General features: G+C 37.2%; 18 protein-coding genes. 15 read left to right on the top strand and 3 right to left on the bottom strand.

Going from position 1 to position 20,053, the window contains the following annotated elements:
* Positions 1 to 327 precede the first annotated feature (327 nt).
* Together JP39_RS06390 and JP39_RS06385 are read left to right on the top strand one after the other, a co-directional pair.
* On the top strand, positions 328 to 708 hold the full coding sequence (locus JP39_RS06390; protein WP_041501810.1) for a hypothetical protein: 381 nt from the start codon (positions 328 to 330) through the stop codon (positions 706 to 708).
* 135 nt (positions 709 to 843) lie between these two features.
* Positions 844 to 1,215 carry a YxeA family protein gene (locus JP39_RS06385; RefSeq protein WP_041501811.1) on the top strand — a complete coding sequence of 124 codons (372 nt, stop codon included), beginning with the start codon at positions 844 to 846 and terminating at the stop codon, positions 1,213 to 1,215.
* Between the two features lie 196 nt (positions 1,216 to 1,411).
* On the opposite strand, the gene JP39_RS06380 is transcribed toward JP39_RS06385, so the two are convergent.
* On the bottom strand, positions 1,412 to 2,701 hold the full coding sequence (locus JP39_RS06380; RefSeq protein ID WP_048698836.1) for a glycosyltransferase family 2 protein: 1,290 nt from the start codon (positions 2,699 to 2,701) through the stop codon (positions 1,412 to 1,414).
* Between the two features lie 629 nt (positions 2,702 to 3,330).
* On the opposite strand from JP39_RS06380, the gene JP39_RS06375 reads away from it, so the two are divergent.
* From JP39_RS06375 to JP39_RS06320, 12 genes are all read left to right on the top strand, one after another.
* Complete coding sequence (locus tag JP39_RS06375) at positions 3,331 to 4,278, top strand: LacI family DNA-binding transcriptional regulator (RefSeq protein ID WP_041501813.1); 948 nt, start codon at positions 3,331 to 3,333, stop codon at positions 4,276 to 4,278.
* Positions 4,279 to 4,372: 94 nt separating this feature from the next.
* Positions 4,373 to 6,034, top strand: coding sequence for a glycoside hydrolase family 13 protein (locus JP39_RS06370; RefSeq protein WP_137619713.1), 1,662 nt, complete (start codon positions 4,373 to 4,375; stop codon positions 6,032 to 6,034).
* A gap of 12 nt (positions 6,035 to 6,046) precedes the next feature.
* Positions 6,047 to 7,342 carry an alpha-amylase family glycosyl hydrolase gene (locus JP39_RS06365; protein WP_041501815.1) on the top strand — a complete coding sequence of 432 codons (1,296 nt, stop codon included), beginning with the start codon at positions 6,047 to 6,049 and terminating at the stop codon, positions 7,340 to 7,342.
* Positions 7,343 to 7,525: 183 nt separating this feature from the next.
* A complete protein-coding gene (locus JP39_RS06360; protein ID WP_041501816.1) occupies positions 7,526 to 8,839 on the top strand; it encodes an ABC transporter substrate-binding protein in 1,314 nt (437 codons plus the stop codon).
* A gap of 24 nt (positions 8,840 to 8,863) precedes the next feature.
* Positions 8,864 to 9,724 (top strand): carbohydrate ABC transporter permease, encoded by an 861-nt coding sequence (locus JP39_RS06355; protein ID WP_041501817.1) that lies wholly within the window; start codon positions 8,864 to 8,866, stop codon positions 9,722 to 9,724.
* Entirely contained in the window at positions 9,724 to 10,536 is an 813-nt protein-coding gene (locus JP39_RS06350) for a carbohydrate ABC transporter permease (RefSeq protein ID WP_041501818.1), read from the top strand. Before JP39_RS06355 ends, JP39_RS06350 begins: the two co-directional genes overlap by 1 nt.
* 80 nt (positions 10,537 to 10,616) lie before the next feature.
* Positions 10,617 to 11,216, top strand: a complete 600-nt coding sequence (locus JP39_RS06345; protein WP_137619712.1) for a hypothetical protein — start codon at positions 10,617 to 10,619, stop codon at positions 11,214 to 11,216.
* Positions 11,217 to 11,299: 83 nt separating this feature from the next.
* On the top strand, positions 11,300 to 12,403 hold the full coding sequence (locus JP39_RS06340; protein WP_041501820.1) for an ABC transporter ATP-binding protein: 1,104 nt from the start codon (positions 11,300 to 11,302) through the stop codon (positions 12,401 to 12,403).
* 65 nt (positions 12,404 to 12,468) lie between these two features.
* Complete coding sequence (locus tag JP39_RS06335; protein WP_041501821.1) at positions 12,469 to 14,712, top strand: glycoside hydrolase family 65 protein; 2,244 nt, start codon at positions 12,469 to 12,471, stop codon at positions 14,710 to 14,712.
* A gap of 65 nt (positions 14,713 to 14,777) precedes the next feature.
* Positions 14,778 to 15,470, top strand: coding sequence for a beta-phosphoglucomutase (gene pgmB / locus JP39_RS06330; protein WP_041501822.1), 693 nt, complete (start codon positions 14,778 to 14,780; stop codon positions 15,468 to 15,470).
* A gap of 120 nt (positions 15,471 to 15,590) precedes the next feature.
* Positions 15,591 to 16,577 carry an aldose epimerase family protein gene (locus tag JP39_RS06325; protein WP_041501823.1) on the top strand — a complete coding sequence of 329 codons (987 nt, stop codon included), beginning with the start codon at positions 15,591 to 15,593 and terminating at the stop codon, positions 16,575 to 16,577.
* Between the two features lie 12 nt (positions 16,578 to 16,589).
* Positions 16,590 to 16,973 carry a VOC family protein gene (locus JP39_RS06320; RefSeq protein ID WP_041501824.1) on the top strand — a complete coding sequence of 128 codons (384 nt, stop codon included), beginning with the start codon at positions 16,590 to 16,592 and terminating at the stop codon, positions 16,971 to 16,973.
* A 412-nt stretch (positions 16,974 to 17,385) separates the two neighbouring features.
* On the opposite strand, the gene JP39_RS06315 is transcribed toward JP39_RS06320, so the two are convergent.
* The gene (locus JP39_RS06315) at positions 17,386 to 17,784 is read right to left on the bottom strand and encodes a hypothetical protein (RefSeq protein ID WP_137619711.1); all 399 of its coding nucleotides are present in this window, start codon (positions 17,782 to 17,784) and stop codon (positions 17,386 to 17,388) included.
* Positions 17,785 to 17,938: 154 nt separating this feature from the next.
* On the opposite strand from JP39_RS06315, the gene JP39_RS06310 reads away from it, so the two are divergent.
* Complete coding sequence (locus JP39_RS06310) at positions 17,939 to 18,748, top strand: HAD family hydrolase (RefSeq protein ID WP_041501826.1); 810 nt, start codon at positions 17,939 to 17,941, stop codon at positions 18,746 to 18,748.
* 116 nt (positions 18,749 to 18,864) lie between these two features.
* Here JP39_RS06310 and JP39_RS06305 read toward each other — a convergent pair whose 3' ends face one another.
* Complete coding sequence (locus JP39_RS06305; RefSeq protein ID WP_041501827.1) at positions 18,865 to 19,725, bottom strand: alpha/beta hydrolase; 861 nt, start codon at positions 19,723 to 19,725, stop codon at positions 18,865 to 18,867.
* Between the last annotated feature and the right edge of the window lie 328 nt (positions 19,726 to 20,053).

The raw sequence follows: 20,053 nt of genomic DNA, 5'->3' as shown, positions 1-20,053 counted from the left end.
TTGTCTTAGAAAAACCATCCATGCTGACATTTTACTCACCTCTAATCAAGCTTGATTATGCCAGCACAGCTTTTTAATATCAAAAAAACCGTCCATACATAATGGACGGCCTTTATAGTTACGGAGTCAACATAACTATTGCATGTACTTTTTTTATTTTTGATAAATATCTCTGACATCTATCGAATACTATTATCTCTACCACGAGAATAAATGTAAATAACTAATCATCTTTATAACTGAAATGTTAGTTTCATGTGACAGAATTGTAAGATGCGTTGCACTATGAAATACTATAAGTACAAAAACTATTGGAAGTGACTGAAAATGAGTTTTACATCACAAATGATCTTTAATATTACTATTATTTTTATCACAGTTACATTGATTATCGGAGTTATTTTGGGTGGCATCGCATTATTTAGAATTGCCGGTGCTCTGAAACTACGAAATCGAATGCTACAACAAGCCACAAGGCCTTATTTAATTTGCCAGCGTAACCGTCAGCAATTATTGATCAAGAATCTCGGACCAGTGCCAGTGACAATTGATGAAATTGAATCAGATTTTGACTTATCAAGTTTGAATCAGCAGGTGATTTATGCAAATCAAAGTTTTTACTATAATTTAACCAAGCCCGATAAATTAGCAATATCAGTCAGATATCACGATGAAATCCACGATTATCAAGCTGATTTTAACCTCTAAAACTAACATTTTTAGTAGTCGAATAACTTGATATAAATGCTTTTATGCCATAATACTTACAAACCTTACAAAAACGTTAGGACAAAAGCCTTTTGAGCTATGCTATCATTCCATTTAAGTAATGGAGGAATGAATATGAGCAAGAAAGTTTGGGTTGGCTTAATAGCGATTATTATTTTATTGATACCATTGGCAGGCTATGAATTCTGGTTTGTACCAAATTATGGTGGCGACGATTATTACACATATATTGGAGCCTCATACAAGGAGGTTATCGAACAAGATAGCTCTGGCAATGATTATCGTGAATATTATTACAACCAGAGTGGTTATGATAAAAATGGCAATGAAAAGCTTCTCAAATTTGACAGTGCTCTAGGTCGTCCTATCAAGGAAAATAACTATTTAAAGGTTACTTACAATGATAAACGTCAACAAGTTATTTCTTGGGAAAAGGTACAAAAATCTGAGGTTCCTAGAAAATCAATTGAACAAATTCTAAAATAAAGCACTAAAAAAGCAGAGAGTGTGACAAAACATGGTCAACTTTCGAGCATTAAGGCAAATATGGACTGTAATCCGATTTTGGATTACAGTCCATATTTGTTTTAAGCGGAAAAAGTTATGTTTTGTTGCACGTTTGTGCTGCATGTTTAAGATAAAAACAGTTATGTCACAACCCCTGTTTTTGTGTGTTCAAAGTTTAAATTCGGTTAGTCTTATTCCAAGTTTGTTGCCCAATCAACTCATGGTAAATTGAAAGTAACAAGCTGAAGAATAAAATTACATATATATAGGAAATTAAACCAACAGCCAGAAACATTTTCTGAATCCTAATTCTAAAGTTGAACATGTCATCAGACTTCATAATTTGCCCAATCCGTTTGTGAAGTTTCAACTGACGTAGGTAAATCAAAGTGAACATGGTTCCGAAGAATAATCCCAAGATAGCTAAAGCAATGAAGACAACTGACAGGAATTCGGGATTTTGAAGATGAAGAATAATGAATTTAACAGTGAGGTAGATAATACTGAAGTCAGCCAATAAATTTAAAATTGGTTGGAAAAAGAAGAAATAAGAGTCAAATTTTTGCGTAGGGGACATTTTTCTAGATGTAAAAATCTTTTTGAAATATTTCCAGCAATTAAATCCGCCTTGAGCCCAGCGAGCACGTTGCACAACTAACTTCTTTACACTTAACAAAGCCTCTTGATCAACGTAAGCATTGCCAATATAGCGAATCTTAATGCCATTTAGTTCCATCCGCAAGGTGAGTTCGTAATCTTCCAGCAAGGCATTGCCCCAAGGAGCCGTACCCAATTTCTTTGTAATAGTAGAGTACCGGAAAAATTGACCATTACCACAAAGGGCAACCGCACCCAAATAACTCCGAAACATTTGAGTTAGATGATTGATAGTGAAGAACTCGATATCTTGAAAAATCTGGAGAATTCTCTTAGGAGCTTTCATTTTAACACGCAGTTGAGCGGCAGCAGTTTGAGGATTATGGAAAGCTTCATTGAGTTTCTCGATGCTATTGTTGCTCAAAACTCCGTCAGCATCAATGACGCCAACAATACAGCGACTAGGATCAAGGTGGTGACGCCGGATATAAATCTGAATCATCGGCATAGCAGTGTTGAGCGAGTCACCCTTACCAGTCCGAGCCTTAGGAAGCTTCCTTCTAATAGTAGAAATAGGACCATCGACGTTATTAACTTTAATCAAAGTATCGTCAATCGAGTCATCATCAATAACAAAAATATGCTTTTGACCCGGTAATTTCAAAACATTCTGTAACGTATTCTGAATAACTTTTCCTTCATTTAAACAAGGAATCAAAATAAAGTAGAAAAATTCATCCATAGGAACAGTAGATTTAGAAGCGACAGGAGTAGCATGTTTGCGAGGTTTCTTTTCGGTTAGATAAACAAAAAACATGATAAAACATTGAATCATAAAAACAGTGACAGCAATTAAATAGATAACCATATTTATCATCTCTTTAATAAGATTTCAATACCATATTCTTCTTGTTTAAACAATTAAGCAAATATAGAGGATGTCCGTTTTGTCTAAGGGACAATTTGCCGCCGCTTCTAAGGCTGAAGGTATTCATCTTTTGTTGAATTGATAATTAAATGAGGGTTCCAATTGTTTGAATAAATTACCGATGAGGTTGTTAAGTCAACAAGTGCTTCCCATTTAATGTCAGATGAATATATATTTACTGAAATTGGTCTAGTCTAAAGTATAGTGATTAAATGATTTTATGGTTTTACGCATTGTAAGGTCAATTACCTTATTAATAAGGCAATAAATGCTGACCAGAAAACCCCAACCGGAAGAATCGTGGCAGGAGGATAGTCAGCAGTGGTAGTGGTGTTAGGACGGGTGTACTTCCCGTTCTTACAGCACAGGACGAGTTTTGAGATTTGCGTATTTTGCAAAGCTCAAAATCGAGGATCGAGACCTTGGCTCGACCCGGTCCACACAGCAGACTATCCTCCTGCCGCGATTCTGGAGGTCCAAAAACAATAATAATTAACTATTTTATAAAATTAGGTTTGAAAACGCATTAAATTGGTATAATTAATTTGTGATATATGGAGGGGAAATGCATGACGACTTTAGTTGATGTGGCAAAAAAGGCCAATGTTTCAAAGATGACTGTCTCAAGAGTCATCAATCATCCAGATAAGGTCACTGACGAGTTAAAACAATTAGTCTACCAAGCCATGCGAGAATTAGATTACCATCCCAATATGATTGCAAAGGCCTTAGTTAACAAGAGTACCCGGATTATTAAGTTGTGTATTTTGGAAGATATTGATACGACAGAACCATATTATATGAATTTAATGATCGGTATTGCTAAGACTTTAGATCTACACCAATATTCGTTGCAGCTAGTCACGCGTAAAAACTTCGATATTGGTAATTGTGATGGTTATATCATTACTGGTATGCGTGAACAGGATGTTGAGTGGATCAACAACTTGAATAAACCAGTAGTTATCTTTGGTGAGAATCGTTATGGTTTCGACTATGTTGATACTAATAACAAAGCGGGGACTTATTTGTTATCACAGTTGGCTTTACAAAAGGGCTATGAACGCTTGATTTACGTGGGAATCGACTCGAAGGAATCATTTGAGTATTCACGTGAGGCTGGTTATTTACAACAGGTTCAAGAGAAACGAATGATGCCGGAGTTACATCGATTTGGCAATCATAGTCATTTGGCGGAACAGTTTGTCCGTGATAATTGGGAAAATATTACTAAAAACACAGCATTTATTTGTGCCTCAGACCGTTTGGCCATTGGAATCGTTCGGGGAATTACTCGTTGTGGCGGGAAAATTCCTGATGACTATGGTGTAACTGGGTTTGATGGTGTATTTTTGAATCAGGTTGCTTCGCCTAAAATAACGACTATCAAACAGTCGATTATTGAAATGGGCAGCGCCTGTGGTGAAAATTTGCTAGATAAGATCGATACGAATGCCAAACAGGGTGCATTAGTCTTTGAGCCTAAGATTAGTTTAGGTGGGACATTGCGCGATTAATTTGTTACCGATAACATTGAAGATAGCCTTGCTTACGTGAGGCTTACTTTTTTATACTGGTGTGTAAGGGTTTACACGAAGGGGGCCGCTTATTGTGAATTGGTATGATAAAGCTATTATTTACCAAATTTACCCTAAAAGTTTTCAGGATACTAATGACGATGGCATCGGTGACTTACAGGGGGTAACTAAGCGTTTACGTTACATTAAGGATATGGGTTTCAACACAATCTGGTTGAACCCTATCTTCGTATCACCACAAGTTGATAACGGTTATGATGTTTCAAATTATTTTGCCATTGATCCAATTTTAGGGGATACTGATGACTTTTCAGAAATGATTGAGAAGGCTCATAAGCTAGGCTTACACATTATTTGGGATTTACCGATTAACCACACGTCGGATGAACATCCATGGTTTAAAGACGCGGTCAATAATGCTAACAGCATATTTAAGGACTACTATATTTGGCACGATGCTGTTGATGGACATGAGCCTAATAATTGGGGCTCGTTCTTTGGCGGCAGCGTTTGGGAGCAAAATCCTACTAATTCGAATGAATATTACTTCCATCTATTTGATAAGAAGATGCCCGATTTGAATTGGAAGAATCCCGAGGTCCAAAAGTCAGTCGCTGATATCGCCAAGTTTTGGTTGGAAAAGGGTGTCGATGGCTTTAGACTCGATGCGTTTATTCATATTGCGAAAGCTAATTTAGACCAGAATTCGTTAATGACGGACGAGAAGTTTCCTATTGATGATACTTTTTATGCTAAACTTCCGGCTGTGAAAGATTATATGGCTGGTTTCGTTAAGGAAATCAAAGAGTACAAACCAGATGCTTTCTTATTTGGTGAGGCTTCTTCAGCCAAGGCTCGTGATGCGGCCGAATATACACGTCCTGATGGCAATGTCTGTGATGTGGTCGTGAACTCCGATAATTATGGTGAAGTTTATGATGACAGCAATAAAGACATCCCCAAGTTTTTCCAAAACCGCCAACTATCGTTAGATTCTTTGAAACGGACTTATGTAACTTGGGAAAGCGTGCTTGATCACGTCAGTTTGCCAACGTTGACTTGGGGAAATCATGATATTAGCCGTGTGTTGGACCGTTTGAATTTACCAGTTGAAGATGACAAAGTTACCAAATTATTGGCAATGCTCTTATTCTTGCAACGTGGGATTCCAGTAGTTTATTATGGTGAAGAAATCGGTATGCATGGTTTAAAGTATCAAAAAATTACTGATTTTGACGATCAACGTGCGTTGGATTTGATTAATAGTCTGCGTCAAAAGTCATATGATGATAAAACGATTCTGAACTTGTTGAATAATCAAGATGAAATGACGGCTCGTGGTCCAATGCAGTGGGATGATTCACAGTATCATGGTTTTTCAAAGCAGCAGCCATGGAACTGGGCTCAGACTGATACGAACAATGTTGACCAAGAAATCACCGATGATAACAGTGTTATGACATTTTATCGAAAACTTTTACGTGTAAAAAAACACGAATGTTTCACTAGCGGTAATTATCAATTGCTAATTACCGACCCAAAGATTTATGCTTATCTTAGAAAGACGACTGAGTCTAAAGGACTAGTCATTGCTAACTTTTCTGATCAAAAAAAGACCTTTGCATTGCCAAAAGTCGCTTGGAAGAGTGTATTAACAAATGAATCAATCAAGAAAACCGGTGGGACCATTGAATTAGGTCCTTGGGGATGTTGTGCTTTGGAATCGAGAAAATAGAGGGGTGTAATAATGGCAAGTCAGACGGATGTTAAATTAAGAAAAGTTCAAATTTATTCCATTTTTGTTAGAAATCACACGAAAAAAGGTACTTTGATGGCGCTCGAACCAGATTTACAACGTATCAAAAACCTCGGTACCGACTATATTTGGTTGATGCCTATTTATCCTATTGGTAGAAAAAACCGTAAGGGTAAACTGGGCTCACCATATTCAATTAAAGATTATCGTGCTATTGATCCGAAACTGGGTACGTGGCAAGACTTTTTGAAGATTGTTAAGTCGATTCACGACCATGGTATGAAAGTTATGCTTGATATTGTCTATAATCACACTTCACGTGACTCTGTCTTGCTACAAGTTCATCCTGAGTGGTTCTTACACGATAAGAATGGCAAACTATACAACAAGAATGAAGAATGGACTGACGTTGCAGAGTTAGACTATTCTCACAAAGCTTTGTGGAATTATCAAATCGAAACATTGAAGCGTTATGCCAAAATTGTTGATGGTTTCAGATGTGACGTGGCTCCACAAGTTCCAATTGAATTCTGGAAAGAGGCACGTAAAGAAGTTGCCAAAGTTAACCCTAAGACTGTGTGGTTAGCTGAATCAACAAGTAAAGATTATATCCAAGACTTGAAAGGCAAAGGCTTCCACGTTTCTTCGGATGCTGAACTTTATAGTGCTTTTGATATGACTTATGACTATGATATTGACCAAACATGGCGTGCTTACGTTAAAGGTGACATTTTGCTCAAGAAATACGTTGAGGCTTTGAATACACAAGGCGTTATCTATCCTAAGAACTATATTAAGATGCGTGGTTTGGAAAATCATGATCAACCAAGAGCCCACAGTATGTTCATTAATGAAAATGACATGTATAATTGGACGGCATTCTCTGGGTTCCAAAAGGGTTCAACGTTGATTTATGCCGGTCAAGAATATGGCTTTAAGCATACGCCAAGTTTGTTTGACTCCGATAAATTGGACTGGAGAGACGCTAAGATGGACTTGTCATCATTGATTGAACGGATGCATGAGTTGAGTCAAAGCGACATTCAAGTTTCAGGTAACTATAAGGTAACGGCTCTAGAAAACGATACAGTTGAAGTTACTTATCGTTACGGTGATATTATTAGAATTGGTCTATTCACATTGAAAGGGATGTCAAGCGAGGTACCAGTTGCCTTGCCAAGCGACAGTTATACCAATATGCTCAACAATTCCTTGGTTCATGTGAAAGATGGCCTCATTCAACTTGATTATGATCCAATCGTTATTCAAGGAAAGACTAATGAATAAGGGTTTATAAGTAATTTAAAGCAGCTAATCACTTTGTGAATTAGCTGCTTTTTTTCTGTCTAAACTTTTTGATGATACAAAGCTGTTATCGGTAACATCCCGAAAGCGGTTGCAATGAAGGCGGTTTCGCAACATAATGGAAATCGTAATAAAGAAATATTATTTTTATAGGGGGCTTTGGTAATGAAGAAGAACTTCTGGAAGCGTTTAGGTAAACGCGTCGGAGTTATTGCTTTGGCAGCCGGTGCAGCATTTATGTTGGCAGCCTGCAGTAACAGCTCATCCTCAGGTAAGGATGTTAAGATTACAATTCTTCAAGGAAAGGTTGAAAATAATAAGCAATTCAAACAAATTGCGAAAGAGTACGAAAAGAGCCATCCAAATGTAAAGATTGAAGTTACATCAATCGGTGGTGGTACTCAATACGATCCAGTATTGAAGACAAGAATTTCATCTGGTAATGCACCAACAATCTTTAGTTTAGCTGGTCCAGCTGATGTTAAACAATTTAAGGCTCATGAAGCTGATTTGTCTGACACAAAGGCCGCTAAAGCAGCTCAACCAGGAACATTGGATGCTGTTAAGAACGAACAAGGTAAAGCCGTTGGACTACCATTCAACGTTGAAGGTTATGGATTTGTTTATAACAAGAAAGTCTTTGAAAAGGCTGGAATCGATCCAGAAAGCTTAACTACAGTTGATAAATTGACTGCTGCTGTTAAACAATTGGATGCACAAAAGGATCAATTAGGTATCAAAGGTGTCTTCGCACTTCCTGGTAAGGAAGCTTGGATCATGTCTGATCACTTGTTAAACCTTTATGTAGCACAAGATTACAACGGTAATGCACAAAAGCTTTACAAGTCAAAGAAAATGGCATTTTCAAAGAATGCTGATATGAAGACAATGCTTGATCTTCAAAAAGATTACTCAATCAAGCCAGTAATGCAAATGGATTACTCAGCACAAGTTAACCAATACTTCTCACAAGGTAAAGCTGCTATGATTCAACAAGGTGACTGGATTTACCCAACAGTTGAAGGTATTGATAAAGACTTCGCTAAGAACAGTGTTGGTATGATTCCTATTCCCGTACCTGGTGAAGAAGGCAAACTACCAGTTGGTACATCACTATACTGGGCTGTTAATAGTAAGAAATCTACAGCAGAACAAAAAGCTGCTAAGAACTTCTTAGACTGGTTATACACATCTAAAGCCGGTAAGAAGGATGTTGTTAATACATTGCACTTCGTTCCTGCATACAAAGGTTACGATAACTTCAAGATGCAAGATCCATTGACATCAGTAGTATTCAAGTACTCACAAGAACACAAGACTACTGGCTGGGCATTCCCAGGATACACTGGTACTTCATGGGATCCAGATGTTGCACAACCAAATCTACAAAAGTACTTATCAGGCAAACAAAGCTGGGATAAGACAGTACAAAATATGACTGATGGTTGGGCAAAACAACAAAAATCAGCAAATAATTAAAAGTAACAAAAGAGGGCAATGAATATGAAAAACAAAAGTCTTTCATTCTGGTTATTTTTAACACCAACCCTCGTTGCGTTAGCTTTAGTAGTATTTATTCCGGTCATAGAAGGTTTGTTTTATTCATTTACTAACTGGGACGGATTAACATTTACTAAGGTAGTAGGATTTCAAAATTACATTACATTATTCCAAGACAAGGCGTTTCTTAACGCCTTTTGGTTTACAGTGGGGTTTGTAATTGTCACAGTTATCATGCTGAACGTAATAGGCTTGGGATTAGCATTATTAGTTACACAAAAATTCAAGGGAAATAACTTCTTACGTACAATTTTCTTCATGCCAAATATGATTGGTGGTTTAATCTTAGGTTTCATTTGGCAATTTATCTTTACACAAGGCTTCCAAGCTTTAGGTAACGCCTTGCATATGAATTGGCTTCAAAACTGGTTGACTAATGAAACAACTGGTTTTTGGGGATTAGTTATTGTTACAGTATGGCAAATGAGTGGTTATATCATGATAATCTACATTGCTTACTTACAAAACATTCCTAATGAAATTATTGAAGCCGCAAAGATTGACGGAGCTTCAGCTTGGCAACGTTTCACAAAGATTACGTTCCCAATGATCGCCCCAGCATTCACAGTCTGCATGTTCTTGACCCTATCAAATGGATTCAAGATTTATGATCAAAACTTGTCATTGACAAATGGTGGACCATATAACTCAACACAAATGTTGGCTATGGATATCGTTAATACCGCTTATAACTCTGGTAACTTCGCATTATCAGAAGCTAAAGCTATTATCTTCTTCATCATCGTTGCTGCTATTTCACTATTGCAAGTAGCATACAACCGTAAGAGAGAGGAGGATCTCTAATGGATAAAAAAGGTAGAACAGGTTTAGGAATACTCGGAATTCTACTTGGAATACTCTGGTTGTTCCCATTTTACCTAATCGTTACTAACTCATTTAAAACACCAAAGGGGATCTTCGCATCAGTTCTCTCTTTGCCACATCCAAGTACCGGCGATAACTACGTGAACTCATTTAAGGCTTTGAACTTTATCGGCTCATTGACTAACTCAGTAATTATCACAGTTTGCAGTGTATTGTTGCTCATTCTATGTTCTTCAATGGCTGCATATGCTCTTCAAAGAAACCACAGTAAATTGAGTGGCGGAATCCTAATGCTATTTATCTCAGCTATGTTGATTCCATTCCAATCAGTTATGATTCCTTTGACAGCTAACTTCGGTGCTGTACATTTTCTAAACATGTGGGGCTTGGTCGTTATGTACCTAGGATTTGACTGTAGTTTGTCAGTCTTCTTGTATCAAGGTACATTATCAAGTATTCCTATTGCGATGGATGAATCAGCTGAAATTGAAGGCGCAAGTCGTTGGCAGATCTTTAGTAAAGTTATCTTCCCAATGCTTTCACCTATCACAGTTACAGTTGCTATCTTGAACATCATTGCTATCTGGAACGATTATCTATTGCCATCACTTGTCTTGCCACAAGCGCAATACACAATTCCACTACAAATGTTCAATTTCTTCGGTGAATATACTAAGCAATGGCACTTAGCCTTAGCTGGTATCACACTTTCCATCATCCCAGTAATCATCTTCTATCTATTCGCTCAAAAGTGGATTATCAAAGGTGTTACCGATGGTGCTGTTAAGTAATTAAATAGAAGGGACGAAATGTTGTGATCAACTTAAACTCAAAAAATGGACAGAGACTAATCGCGAGTGGGAACTGGTTGATGTCACTATTTAGCATCAATTTCTCATTCTTCTTAATCAATTTTTCGGTTATTCTGACTGCAATAGTTTTGTTCAATCTTAAATTTTCAACTACGTATAGTGTTGTTTTGATAATTCTTTGGTTAATGATTTCGGTCTTCACGATTCCTGGATTGGTTGCAAGTTTTGCTTCTGTTCAAGAATGGCAGACTAATGGTAGTGTAAGTTTCTTCAAATACTTTTTTAAACAATGGTTTGATTCTCAAAAAAACTATCGTATCAACTTTGGATTAGGCTTTGTAGCAAGTATCTTCATTTTGCTAAATAAAATAACGGTTGGTTCTCCCCAATGGCACATGGCAGTTTTGATCTTTACATTCGTATATTTCATGGTGCTTGTGGCCACAGGATTTCAATTAGCGACACATAAATTTGATAGCATTTTGGCTTTATTTGTTGAAAAACCTTTACCAATTATTATCTCAGTAATAGTATTTTTAATCTTGATCTTAATGAATTTCATTTTGCAATTGGCTTTTCTAAGTGTCGTATGCAGCGTATCGCTTTCCACTTACGTTTCTTATCGGCTATTAGGTGGTCAAATAGCCAAAAAGGATTGACAATAGGTGTGGTGGACACATCTAGATTAGTAAGATTAAACGTATTTGTTAGCTGAAAGTCGAAAATATAAGGAGCGTTAAAAATGGTAAAAATTAACTTGGAACACATTTACAAACGCTATCAAGGTAATACTGACTATTCGGTTAGTGATTTTAACCTAGACATAAAAGATGGTGAATTTATTGTCTTCGTTGGACCTTCCGGATGTGGTAAATCCACCACATTACGTATGATAGCGGGCTTGGAGAACATCACAAAAGGTGACTTTAAGATGGACGACAAGGTTATGAACGAAGTTTCACCTAAAGATCGTGACATCGCTATGGTTTTCCAAAACTATGCTTTGTACCCACACATGACAGTCTTTGATAACATGGCTTTCGGATTGAATATTCGGAAGAATGATAAGGAAGATACTAAGAAACGTGTCGACAACGCTGCCGATATCTTAGGATTAACTCCATATCTAAAACGTAAGCCAGCTGCTTTATCTGGTGGTCAAAGACAACGTGTTGCTTTAGGACGTGCTATCGTTCGTGATGCAAATTTGTTCTTGCTTGATGAACCATTGTCAAACTTGGATGCTAAATTGAGAGTCCAAATGCGTACGGAAATTGCTCAATTGCACCAACGTTTGGGACGTAATTTTATCTATGTTACCCACGATCAAGTTGAAGCTATGACCATGGCTGACCGTATCGTCATTATGAATGATGGTCGGATTCAACAAGTTGGTACTCCTGCTGAACTATACAGCAAGCCAACCAACAAGTTCGTTGCCGGATTTATCGGATCACCTGCTACCAACTTCTTCGATGTCAAACTCGCTGATGGCAAAATCGTTAATGATCAAGGTTTGAATATTGCTGTTCCTGAAGGTCAATACAAAGTTCTTGAGAAGAAAGGCTATGTTGGCAAGGAAATTACATTCGGTATTCGTCCAGAAGACGTTCACGCCGAAGAAGTAGCTATTCAAGCTTTCCCTGATGCCGTAATTAATGCTAAAATCCAAGTTTCTGAATTATTAGGTGCTGAATCAATTCTTTACTCTAATCTCGGTGGAACCGACTTTATTGCTAAGGTTGACTCACGTGATCATCACAAGCCTGGTGATGACGTTCAAATGGCTTTTGAAATGACAAAAGCACATTACTTTGACAAAGATACAGACGAAACGATTCTTTAAGGATTATGAAAGGTAATTAGGTATTTTTACCTAATTACCTTTTTTTATAGGAGGTGTACTACTCGATGCAAAGAATTTTTGAAGTAGATCCTTGGAACGTTGTAACTCACAAATTAGACCGCGAGAACAAACGTCTTCAAGAGAGTCTAACCAGCTTAGGAAATGGTTACATGGGGATGAGAGGTAACTTTGAGGAGGATTATACAGGTGATAGTCTTCCTGGAATCTACCTTGCCGGTATTTGGTATCCCGATAAGACTCGTGTCGGCTGGTGGAAAAATGGTTATCCAAAATATTTTGGAAAAGTTATCAATGCTGTAAACTTTATAAAAATGAATTTTCTAATCGATGGATCACAATTGGACCTCAACAAGGATAAAATCAGTGATTTCACTTTAGACTTAAATATGAAAGATGCTACTTTGACACGTTCATTTATCGTGGACAAGAAGGGTAGTAAAGTTAAATTTAATTTTGTCAGATTTTTGAGTGTTGCTCAAAAGGAATTATCAGTTCAAAAGGTAACTTTTGAGAACCTATCTGATAAAGGTGTCGATATTAAGGTTATTTCTTCACTTGACGCTAATGTTAAAAATGAAGATTCCAATTATGACGAGAGTTTCTGGAATGTTCTTGAGATTACTAAAGATAGTTTGATTGCTGAAACAAAACCAAATGACTTTGGTACACCAAGATTTACTTCTGGTATGCAAGTCGGCTATGTCACTAATTTAGCTGAAACAGATCAAAATATCACTGATCTTGAAACAAGTAAGACTTTCGAAAAGGTATTAAAACCTAACGAAGTCGAGTCAATTGAGAAACGTGTTATCGTCCTTACATCACGTGATTATAAAGAATTAGACAACTTACGCGATGCATTGGAAGGTATCAGTGCTCGAGTTGCTCGGGTTCCATATGAAAAGCTTTATGCAGCCCATGCCAATGTTTGGGACATTCGTTGGAATCAATCCGATATTAAGATTGACGGCGATACTGATGCTCAACAAGGTATGCGCTTCAACCTCTTTGGCCTATTCACAACTTATTCTGGTGAAGATTCACGACTCAACATTGGTCCTAAAGGCTTCACCGGTGAAAAGTATGGTGGGGCAACTTATTGGGATACTGAAGCATTCTGTATTCCAGTTTACTTAGGAATTTCTAAGCCTGAAGTTTCTAGAAATCTCTTGATGTATCGTTATAACCAACTCAAAGGTGCTTATGTAAATGCCAAAGAGCAAGGTTTGAATGGTGCATTATTCCCAATGGTAACTTTCAATGGTATCGAGTGTCATAACGAATGGGAAATCACGTTTGAGGAAATTCACCGTAACGGCGATATAGCGTTCGCCATTTATAATTACACTCGTTATACAGGTGACAAGTCATTTGTTCTCAATGAGGGTAGCAAGGTCTTGACTGAGATTTCTCGTTTCTGGGCTGATCGTGTTCACTTCAGCAAGCGTAATGACAAGTATATGATTCATGGCGTTACCGGGCCTGATGAATATGAGAATAACGTTGACAACAATTGGTACACGAATTTCTTAGCCAAATGGACATTGAAATATACTTTGGAAATTTTAGGTGAGGTTTCAAAAGATCAATTTGCTAAATTAGGCGTTTCTGATGCTGAAATGAAACAATGGCAAGATATTGTAGACAAAATGTATTTACCATACGACGAAGATTTGGGTATTTTCGTTCAACATGATGGCTTTTTGGATAAAGATCTTGAGCCAGTCAGCGCAATTCCAAAGGATCAATTGCCAATTAATCAACATTGGTCATGGGATAAAATTCTTCGTTCACCATATATCAAGCAAGGAGATGTCTTGCAAGGTATCTGGGATTTCATTGATGATTTCAGTGAACGTGAGAAGAAACGTAACTTCGATTTCTACGAACCACTAACAGTTCACGAATCAAGTCTTTCGCCTGCAATTCACTCTGTTTTAGCTGCTGACTTGCACTATGAGGAGAAAGCGGTTGCATTCTATGAGAGAACCGCTAGACTAGACTTAGACAATTATAATAATGACACTGCAGACGGTTTGCATATCACTTCTATGACTGGTGGCTGGTTGGCCATGGTTCAAGGATTTGCTGGCATGAGAGTTCACGCCGATGGTACCTTGAGCTATAAGCCATTCTTACCAAAGAAATGGAATAGCTATTCATTCAGACAGGTCTTTAGAGGCAGAGTTATTGAAATTTCGGTCGATAGCGAAGGACCACATTTCGAGCTCATCTCTGGAGAACCGCTTGAAATTAAAGTTTATGATAAATCAAAACTGCTTAAATAATTGTAAAATGGAGGTGTCTGGATTAGTAATTCAGGCACCTTTTTAAATCAAAGGGGCAAACTAATATGGTTAAATTCGAACAGATTAAAGGATTTTTATTCGATCTAGATGGAGTTATCGCCAATACATCCGCATATCATTCAAAAGCATGGCATCAATTGGCTGATGAATTAGGCGTAACTTGGACAGAAGACTTGGGAAATCAACTTAAAGGTGTTGGTCGAATGGACTCACTTAATCTCATCTTGAAGTATGGTCACAAAGAAAATGTCTATACTGAAGATGAAAAAGTTAAATATGCTGAAGAGAAGAATGAAAATTATTTGAACTTATTGAATGGTTTGGATAAATCAGAAATTCTACCTGGTATGGAGGACTTTATTAAAGACCTTTCAGCACATCATTACTTGATTTCATTAGCATCATCATCCAAGAATTCACCACTAGTTTTGGAAAAATTAGACTTAAGAAAATATTTCGATGAAAAAGTTGATCCAGCCACTTTGACACACGGTAAGCCAGATCCAGAAATTTATACTCGTGCCGCTGAAAGCTTGAAATTAAAACCAGAAGAATGTATCGGATTGGAAGATGCCTCAGCAGGTGTCACATCAATCAATGGTTCTGGTGCAATTTCAGTCGGTATCGGTGATCCAACAGTTTTGAAAGATGCTGATATTAACTTCAACAATACAGCTGAAGTAACATTAGCAAATATTGAAAAAGCTATGGATAACAAAAAAGTATTAAATAAGTAACGCTACTTTGCTAGTGGGATATTCCAGTTCTTCCAACTAATTTATTTTTTAACCTTTAATTGATAAATTAAAAAGAATATCGAGCTAGTAACAAGCGTTAAGTGAGGATTTGGTCATTCAATGGTAGTTGTAAAAACAAAATTTGGGGAGACTGGTGGACAAGAGGTTTCTCTTTATAAAATAACTAATAAAAATCAAACGAGTATCAGTGTCTTGAGTTATGCTGCAACGTGGCAAAACTTCGAGGTTGTTGAAGATGGTGTAAAGCGTTCTTTGATTGAACATTTCGACAACGTGGCAGATTACGTTAAAACGCCATATGAAGTCGGTAAAACGATTGGACGGGTTGCTGGTAGAATTGGCAAGGCTCACTTCAGTATCGATGACAAGGACTACCAATTAACGCCAAATGACGGTCAGAATATCATTCACAGTGGTAATCATGGATTGCAAATGCAAAACTTTGATGCAACAGTGGATTCTGAAAATTCAGTTTTGTTTACACATACTGTCAGTGGTGAGGATGGGTTTCCTGGTGTTCTGAAGGTTAAGATTCGTTACGCTTTAAGTGATGATGATGAGGTTACAATCACTTATAGTGGACGTAGTAATCAAGATACTTTGTTCAATCCAAGTTGTCATGTGTACTTTAATATCAATGACGGCAATCTTCGTCAAGCAGCCTTAAAAGTTAATTCCAAACGTTTCTTGGATATGAATGAGGAAAAGGTACCAACTGGTAAATTATTGGCTGTTACGAATGCTTATGACTTTAAGAATTTCAAGAAGATTGGTCAAGGATTGAAACAGTTAAAGCCTTTGGATAAATTTGAATTTGACGATGCTTATGTTGTGCACGATAAAGCAGCAACCTTAAAAGATGACAAACGTGCCATTGATTTTTATACTGATCGTAATGGGTTAGTTATTTTTACAGCCAATCCAGTTGATGCGCAAAAGGCAAGTGTCCATGATCACGATTCAATCGCCATGGAGTTAATGACTTTACCAGATGCCATTAATCACACTGACTTTGGAAATACGATTTTGAATGCTGGTCAAAAGGTCAGCTATACCAATAAATTTAGATATCGAAAATTGAAGTAGAGGGGTTTTTGTATGAAAATTGAACACGTTGGTCTATTTGTGAGAGACCTTGAGAGAACGGTTGAATTTTACAAAACATTTTTTGAAGCTAAGTCTTCTGAAAAGTATCATAATCCAGTTACAACTTTCTCATCACGTTTTCTAACGTTTCCAGATGGTGCTAGATTGGAAGTCTGCACTCGAGACGATTTGAACAAACATCATGAACAAGGCTATCCATTGGGATACATGCACCTTGCCATGTCACTCGGTTCAAAGGAAAAAGTCGATGAATTATCCGAAAAGATTACAGCTGCTGGTTACAAACATCTCAGTGGTCCTAGAACTACTGGCGATGGCTATTATGAAAGTGTTGTTTGTGATCCTGAAGGCAATCAAATTGAATTAACAGTTTAAAAAGAATGTTGACGAAAAATGGTCAACTTTTGAGAATTAAGAACAATAAGGGCCTACAATCTAAAATCAGATTGTAGGCCCTTATTTGGGTTTGTTGTGTATTTAAAAGTAATAGTGGTTATGAATTGGACCAGTTGAGAATTCGCTACAAATATTTCGTAGTCTAAAATTGTTTAAATAATAACGATTAATTAGTCGGAAGAGCTGGGAAATATTTGTGTGCCGTGGTAGTGGTATAAGTACGGAAGGAACCTTCCGTATTTATACCACCGGACGTGTTTGGAGACTTGACGAACTGTGTCAAGGCTTCAAACCGAGGTTCGAGACCGTTCTTTGGCTCGGGCCGTTCCGCACAGCTTGTGAATATTTCCCAGCTCTGGAGACGGCATATTTGAACCACACGTAATAGTTATCACTGATGATTAGTATTTTTGATTTCGAATACTTCTGAAGCATAAGTAGTCTTGAGAGTCTGTCGACCTTGTCGGAATGTTTGTTCAATATATTCTGGTGTATCGTTACGATTGATTTCTATTGATACTTCTGAGGCATCAGTAGGGTCAATAAACGTTGCGATGATGAAGTTTTCTAGAGTTTCATCACCTCGAGTGAATCGAACTTCAAATTGGTCAAACTCTGGTTGGTTAAGAACGGAGTTGCCAAAGTGGTTCAACATATTTGTGTACATGTCACGATTAGTTATTTCGGGGTCAAGCGTGGGATTATTGCGATAAGTTGACTCGTTTTTATATAGTAAATCAAAGTTGTTAACAAAATAATCAAAACAGTCGGTCGCATCAAGTTTAGTCATAATATCAACCATAATGTTTTAGATCCTTTATTAATTTGCTTATATGGTAAGTATATCGTACTTATACAATTAATTGGCCTGAAAACAGTAAACGGTTTCAATAATTTGCTACAATAGAGGAGATAATTATTTTATTAATACGAGGATGATAGCAATGCCAAAATATTTAGTTTTTATGGATCTCGATGGAACACTTTTAGCTGATCACAAACATATCTCTGTTCGGACTAAGAGTACAATTGAACGTTTGCAGAAACATGACGTAATGTTTTATATCGCCACAGGTCGTATGTATGAATTGGCAAAAATTACTCAAGGCCGTTTGAATCCTAATGTGCACATGATTACTTCAAATGGGGCAGTTTTCGACGGTCCAGCTGGTCAAGAGATTACTCATTTAGGAAGCAAGGCAGTTGAATTAGCTTATCAAGTCACGCAAGTTGATAAGTTGCCAATGATGTTATTCACGTCTAAGAAAGCTTATTTCACGGAAAAAATTCCACACTTTATTGCTCAGAATGCTGGTAACTTTGACAATGCCTTCGGTTATAAGGAGATTGAAAGTTTGGATGAGTTGAAAGAAGTTGAGTCTGAAATCACTAACGGAGTTATTTTGAGTCGTGGAAATATGGCAGAGTTAGATAAAGTTCGTGACGAATTAGCTGCAAGTAAGTTGTTGCACTTGTCATCTTCCGGAGTTGATAATATTGAGATGATTCCTTTGAAGATTGATAAAGGAACAGCTGTTAAGAGAATCCAGTTAGAACAACATATTGATGCCGATCATACTTTTGTTTTCGGTGATGGAATGAACGACGTTGGTATGATGAAAGAGGCTAAGTATTCCGTTGCGATGGGCAATGCACTGCCCGCCGTGAAAGAACAAGCTAACTTTGAAACTAATACCAACGATAACGATGGACTATCCAGATTTTTGGAGCACTTCTTTAAGGAAGAGTTCTAGGGTTTCCGTCTTCGGTAGTAGGTTAGTTGATAGAAAATTAAATGAAATATTTTAGTTAATATAAGAAAAGCTGAAGTAATCCAGATTAAGGATTATTTCAGCTTTTTAATATCAATTTACTTTTTTGTTTGATTAGTGGCTTTGGCTGGTACTTTACTAATAAATTGGTGGAATAGGGTGATAAATTGCGCATTTGTCAACATATCAGAATGCTCAGCATTGGTGCCTGTGAGCGTAATAAACATGTAGTGTTTGATCTGATCCTGATAGATATATTTACCAGAGTCCACGCTGCTCAATGGCACGATTCCATCATTTGCGTACTGCTTAGTTCCAGCAACTGAGTAATAGCTCAGATTCTTAGGTAGATTCTTTCTGCCATCAATGAGTTGGTCGAGCATTTCTGTATGATCGTCAGAATTAGTTTCTTCAAGATTGAACGGTGCTCCGATTGTCATAAAATGTTTGATTTTAGTATTAGTCTGTTTGAAGTCATCTTCAAGGAAATATGTCCAAATCAAGCTACCATTAGAGTGACCGAAAGCATTGAAGGTGTGGAAGTGGTACTTTCTTTGCAAATCCCGGAATGCAATATTAAACCACTTGGCCTGCTTCTTAATATTCTCAAAGCCATCTTGACTATTTTCGAAGCCAACGACGATGTATGGATGTTTGTCTTTAGGTTGAATATGTCCAGTATAAGTCAAGGAATTATCAGTATTCACGGTAACTTTTAGTACACTGTGATTTTCCTTGTACCGCTGGTCTACAGTCGCAATTAAACCGTCAAGAGCACTGTTATCAGCACCACTACCGGGAATCATAATTATCGGTGTCAACGTTGTATCAGAATTATTTGAGGCATTGGCCGCATTCTTTTTGGTCCATAATAATGAAAAAGTTCCTAATAAAAGTAAAGCTATAATAATGATAATTGGATATTTCCGAGTTTTATTACGTCTATTATCCCTACGCATAAAATGCTACCTTCTTTGGGTAAGTATTAGAATGCCAAGTTGATTATAACGTTAAATTAATTTTTTTTTTGGAAAAAAGACTCGAAAATTTGTAAAAATATTGATTGTATTCTACCTCCGGTTGTCAGGAATATAGTTCTGCTATGGGGACCGGTACGAGCCAAGGTCTCGCACCTCGACTTGAAGCCTTACCACAGTTCGGTAAGTCTCCAAGCTCGCCCCGTGGTGTAAATACTAAAGCATTAACGCCACCTCCATAGCAGACTATATCCCTGACAACCTCCGGATATTGTATTGTTTTGAAATAGGCTGTTTTCAAAACAAAAAA

The organism is Companilactobacillus heilongjiangensis (assembly GCF_000831645.3).
In the GTDB taxonomy this organism is placed as follows: domain Bacteria; phylum Bacillota; class Bacilli; order Lactobacillales; family Lactobacillaceae; genus Companilactobacillus; species Companilactobacillus heilongjiangensis.
The sequence above is the reverse complement of the archived record's forward strand: the minus strand, read 5'-3'. Positions and strand labels throughout refer to the sequence as shown.

Excerpts from the sequence above, each read along its gene's own strand:
- JP39_RS06390 (WP_041501810.1), top strand. The coding sequence starts at position 328 with ATGAGTTTTACATCACAAATGATCTTTAATATTACTATTATTTTTATC.
- JP39_RS06385 (WP_041501811.1), top strand. The coding sequence starts at position 844 with ATGAGCAAGAAAGTTTGGGTTGGCTTAATAGCGATTATTATTTTATTG.
- JP39_RS06380 (WP_048698836.1), bottom strand. The coding sequence starts at position 2,701 with ATGGTTATCTATTTAATTGCTGTCACTGTTTTTATGATTCAATGTTTT.
- JP39_RS06375 (WP_041501813.1), top strand. The coding sequence starts at position 3,331 with ATGACGACTTTAGTTGATGTGGCAAAAAAGGCCAATGTTTCAAAGATG.
- JP39_RS06365 (WP_041501815.1), top strand. The coding sequence starts at position 6,047 with ATGGCAAGTCAGACGGATGTTAAATTAAGAAAAGTTCAAATTTATTCC.
- JP39_RS06360 (WP_041501816.1), top strand. The coding sequence starts at position 7,526 with ATGAAGAAGAACTTCTGGAAGCGTTTAGGTAAACGCGTCGGAGTTATT.
- JP39_RS06355 (WP_041501817.1), top strand. The coding sequence starts at position 8,864 with ATGAAAAACAAAAGTCTTTCATTCTGGTTATTTTTAACACCAACCCTC.
- JP39_RS06350 (WP_041501818.1), top strand. The coding sequence starts at position 9,724 with ATGGATAAAAAAGGTAGAACAGGTTTAGGAATACTCGGAATTCTACTT.
- JP39_RS06345 (WP_137619712.1), top strand. The coding sequence starts at position 10,617 with ATGTCACTATTTAGCATCAATTTCTCATTCTTCTTAATCAATTTTTCG.
- JP39_RS06340 (WP_041501820.1), top strand. The coding sequence starts at position 11,300 with ATGGTAAAAATTAACTTGGAACACATTTACAAACGCTATCAAGGTAAT.
- JP39_RS06335 (WP_041501821.1), top strand. The coding sequence starts at position 12,469 with ATGCAAAGAATTTTTGAAGTAGATCCTTGGAACGTTGTAACTCACAAA.
- pgmB (WP_041501822.1), top strand. The coding sequence starts at position 14,778 with ATGGTTAAATTCGAACAGATTAAAGGATTTTTATTCGATCTAGATGGA.
- JP39_RS06325 (WP_041501823.1), top strand. The coding sequence starts at position 15,591 with ATGGTAGTTGTAAAAACAAAATTTGGGGAGACTGGTGGACAAGAGGTT.
- JP39_RS06320 (WP_041501824.1), top strand. The coding sequence starts at position 16,590 with ATGAAAATTGAACACGTTGGTCTATTTGTGAGAGACCTTGAGAGAACG.
- JP39_RS06315 (WP_137619711.1), bottom strand. The coding sequence starts at position 17,784 with ATGACTAAACTTGATGCGACCGACTGTTTTGATTATTTTGTTAACAAC.
- JP39_RS06310 (WP_041501826.1), top strand. The coding sequence starts at position 17,939 with ATGCCAAAATATTTAGTTTTTATGGATCTCGATGGAACACTTTTAGCT.
- JP39_RS06305 (WP_041501827.1), bottom strand. The coding sequence starts at position 19,725 with ATGCGTAGGGATAATAGACGTAATAAAACTCGGAAATATCCAATTATC.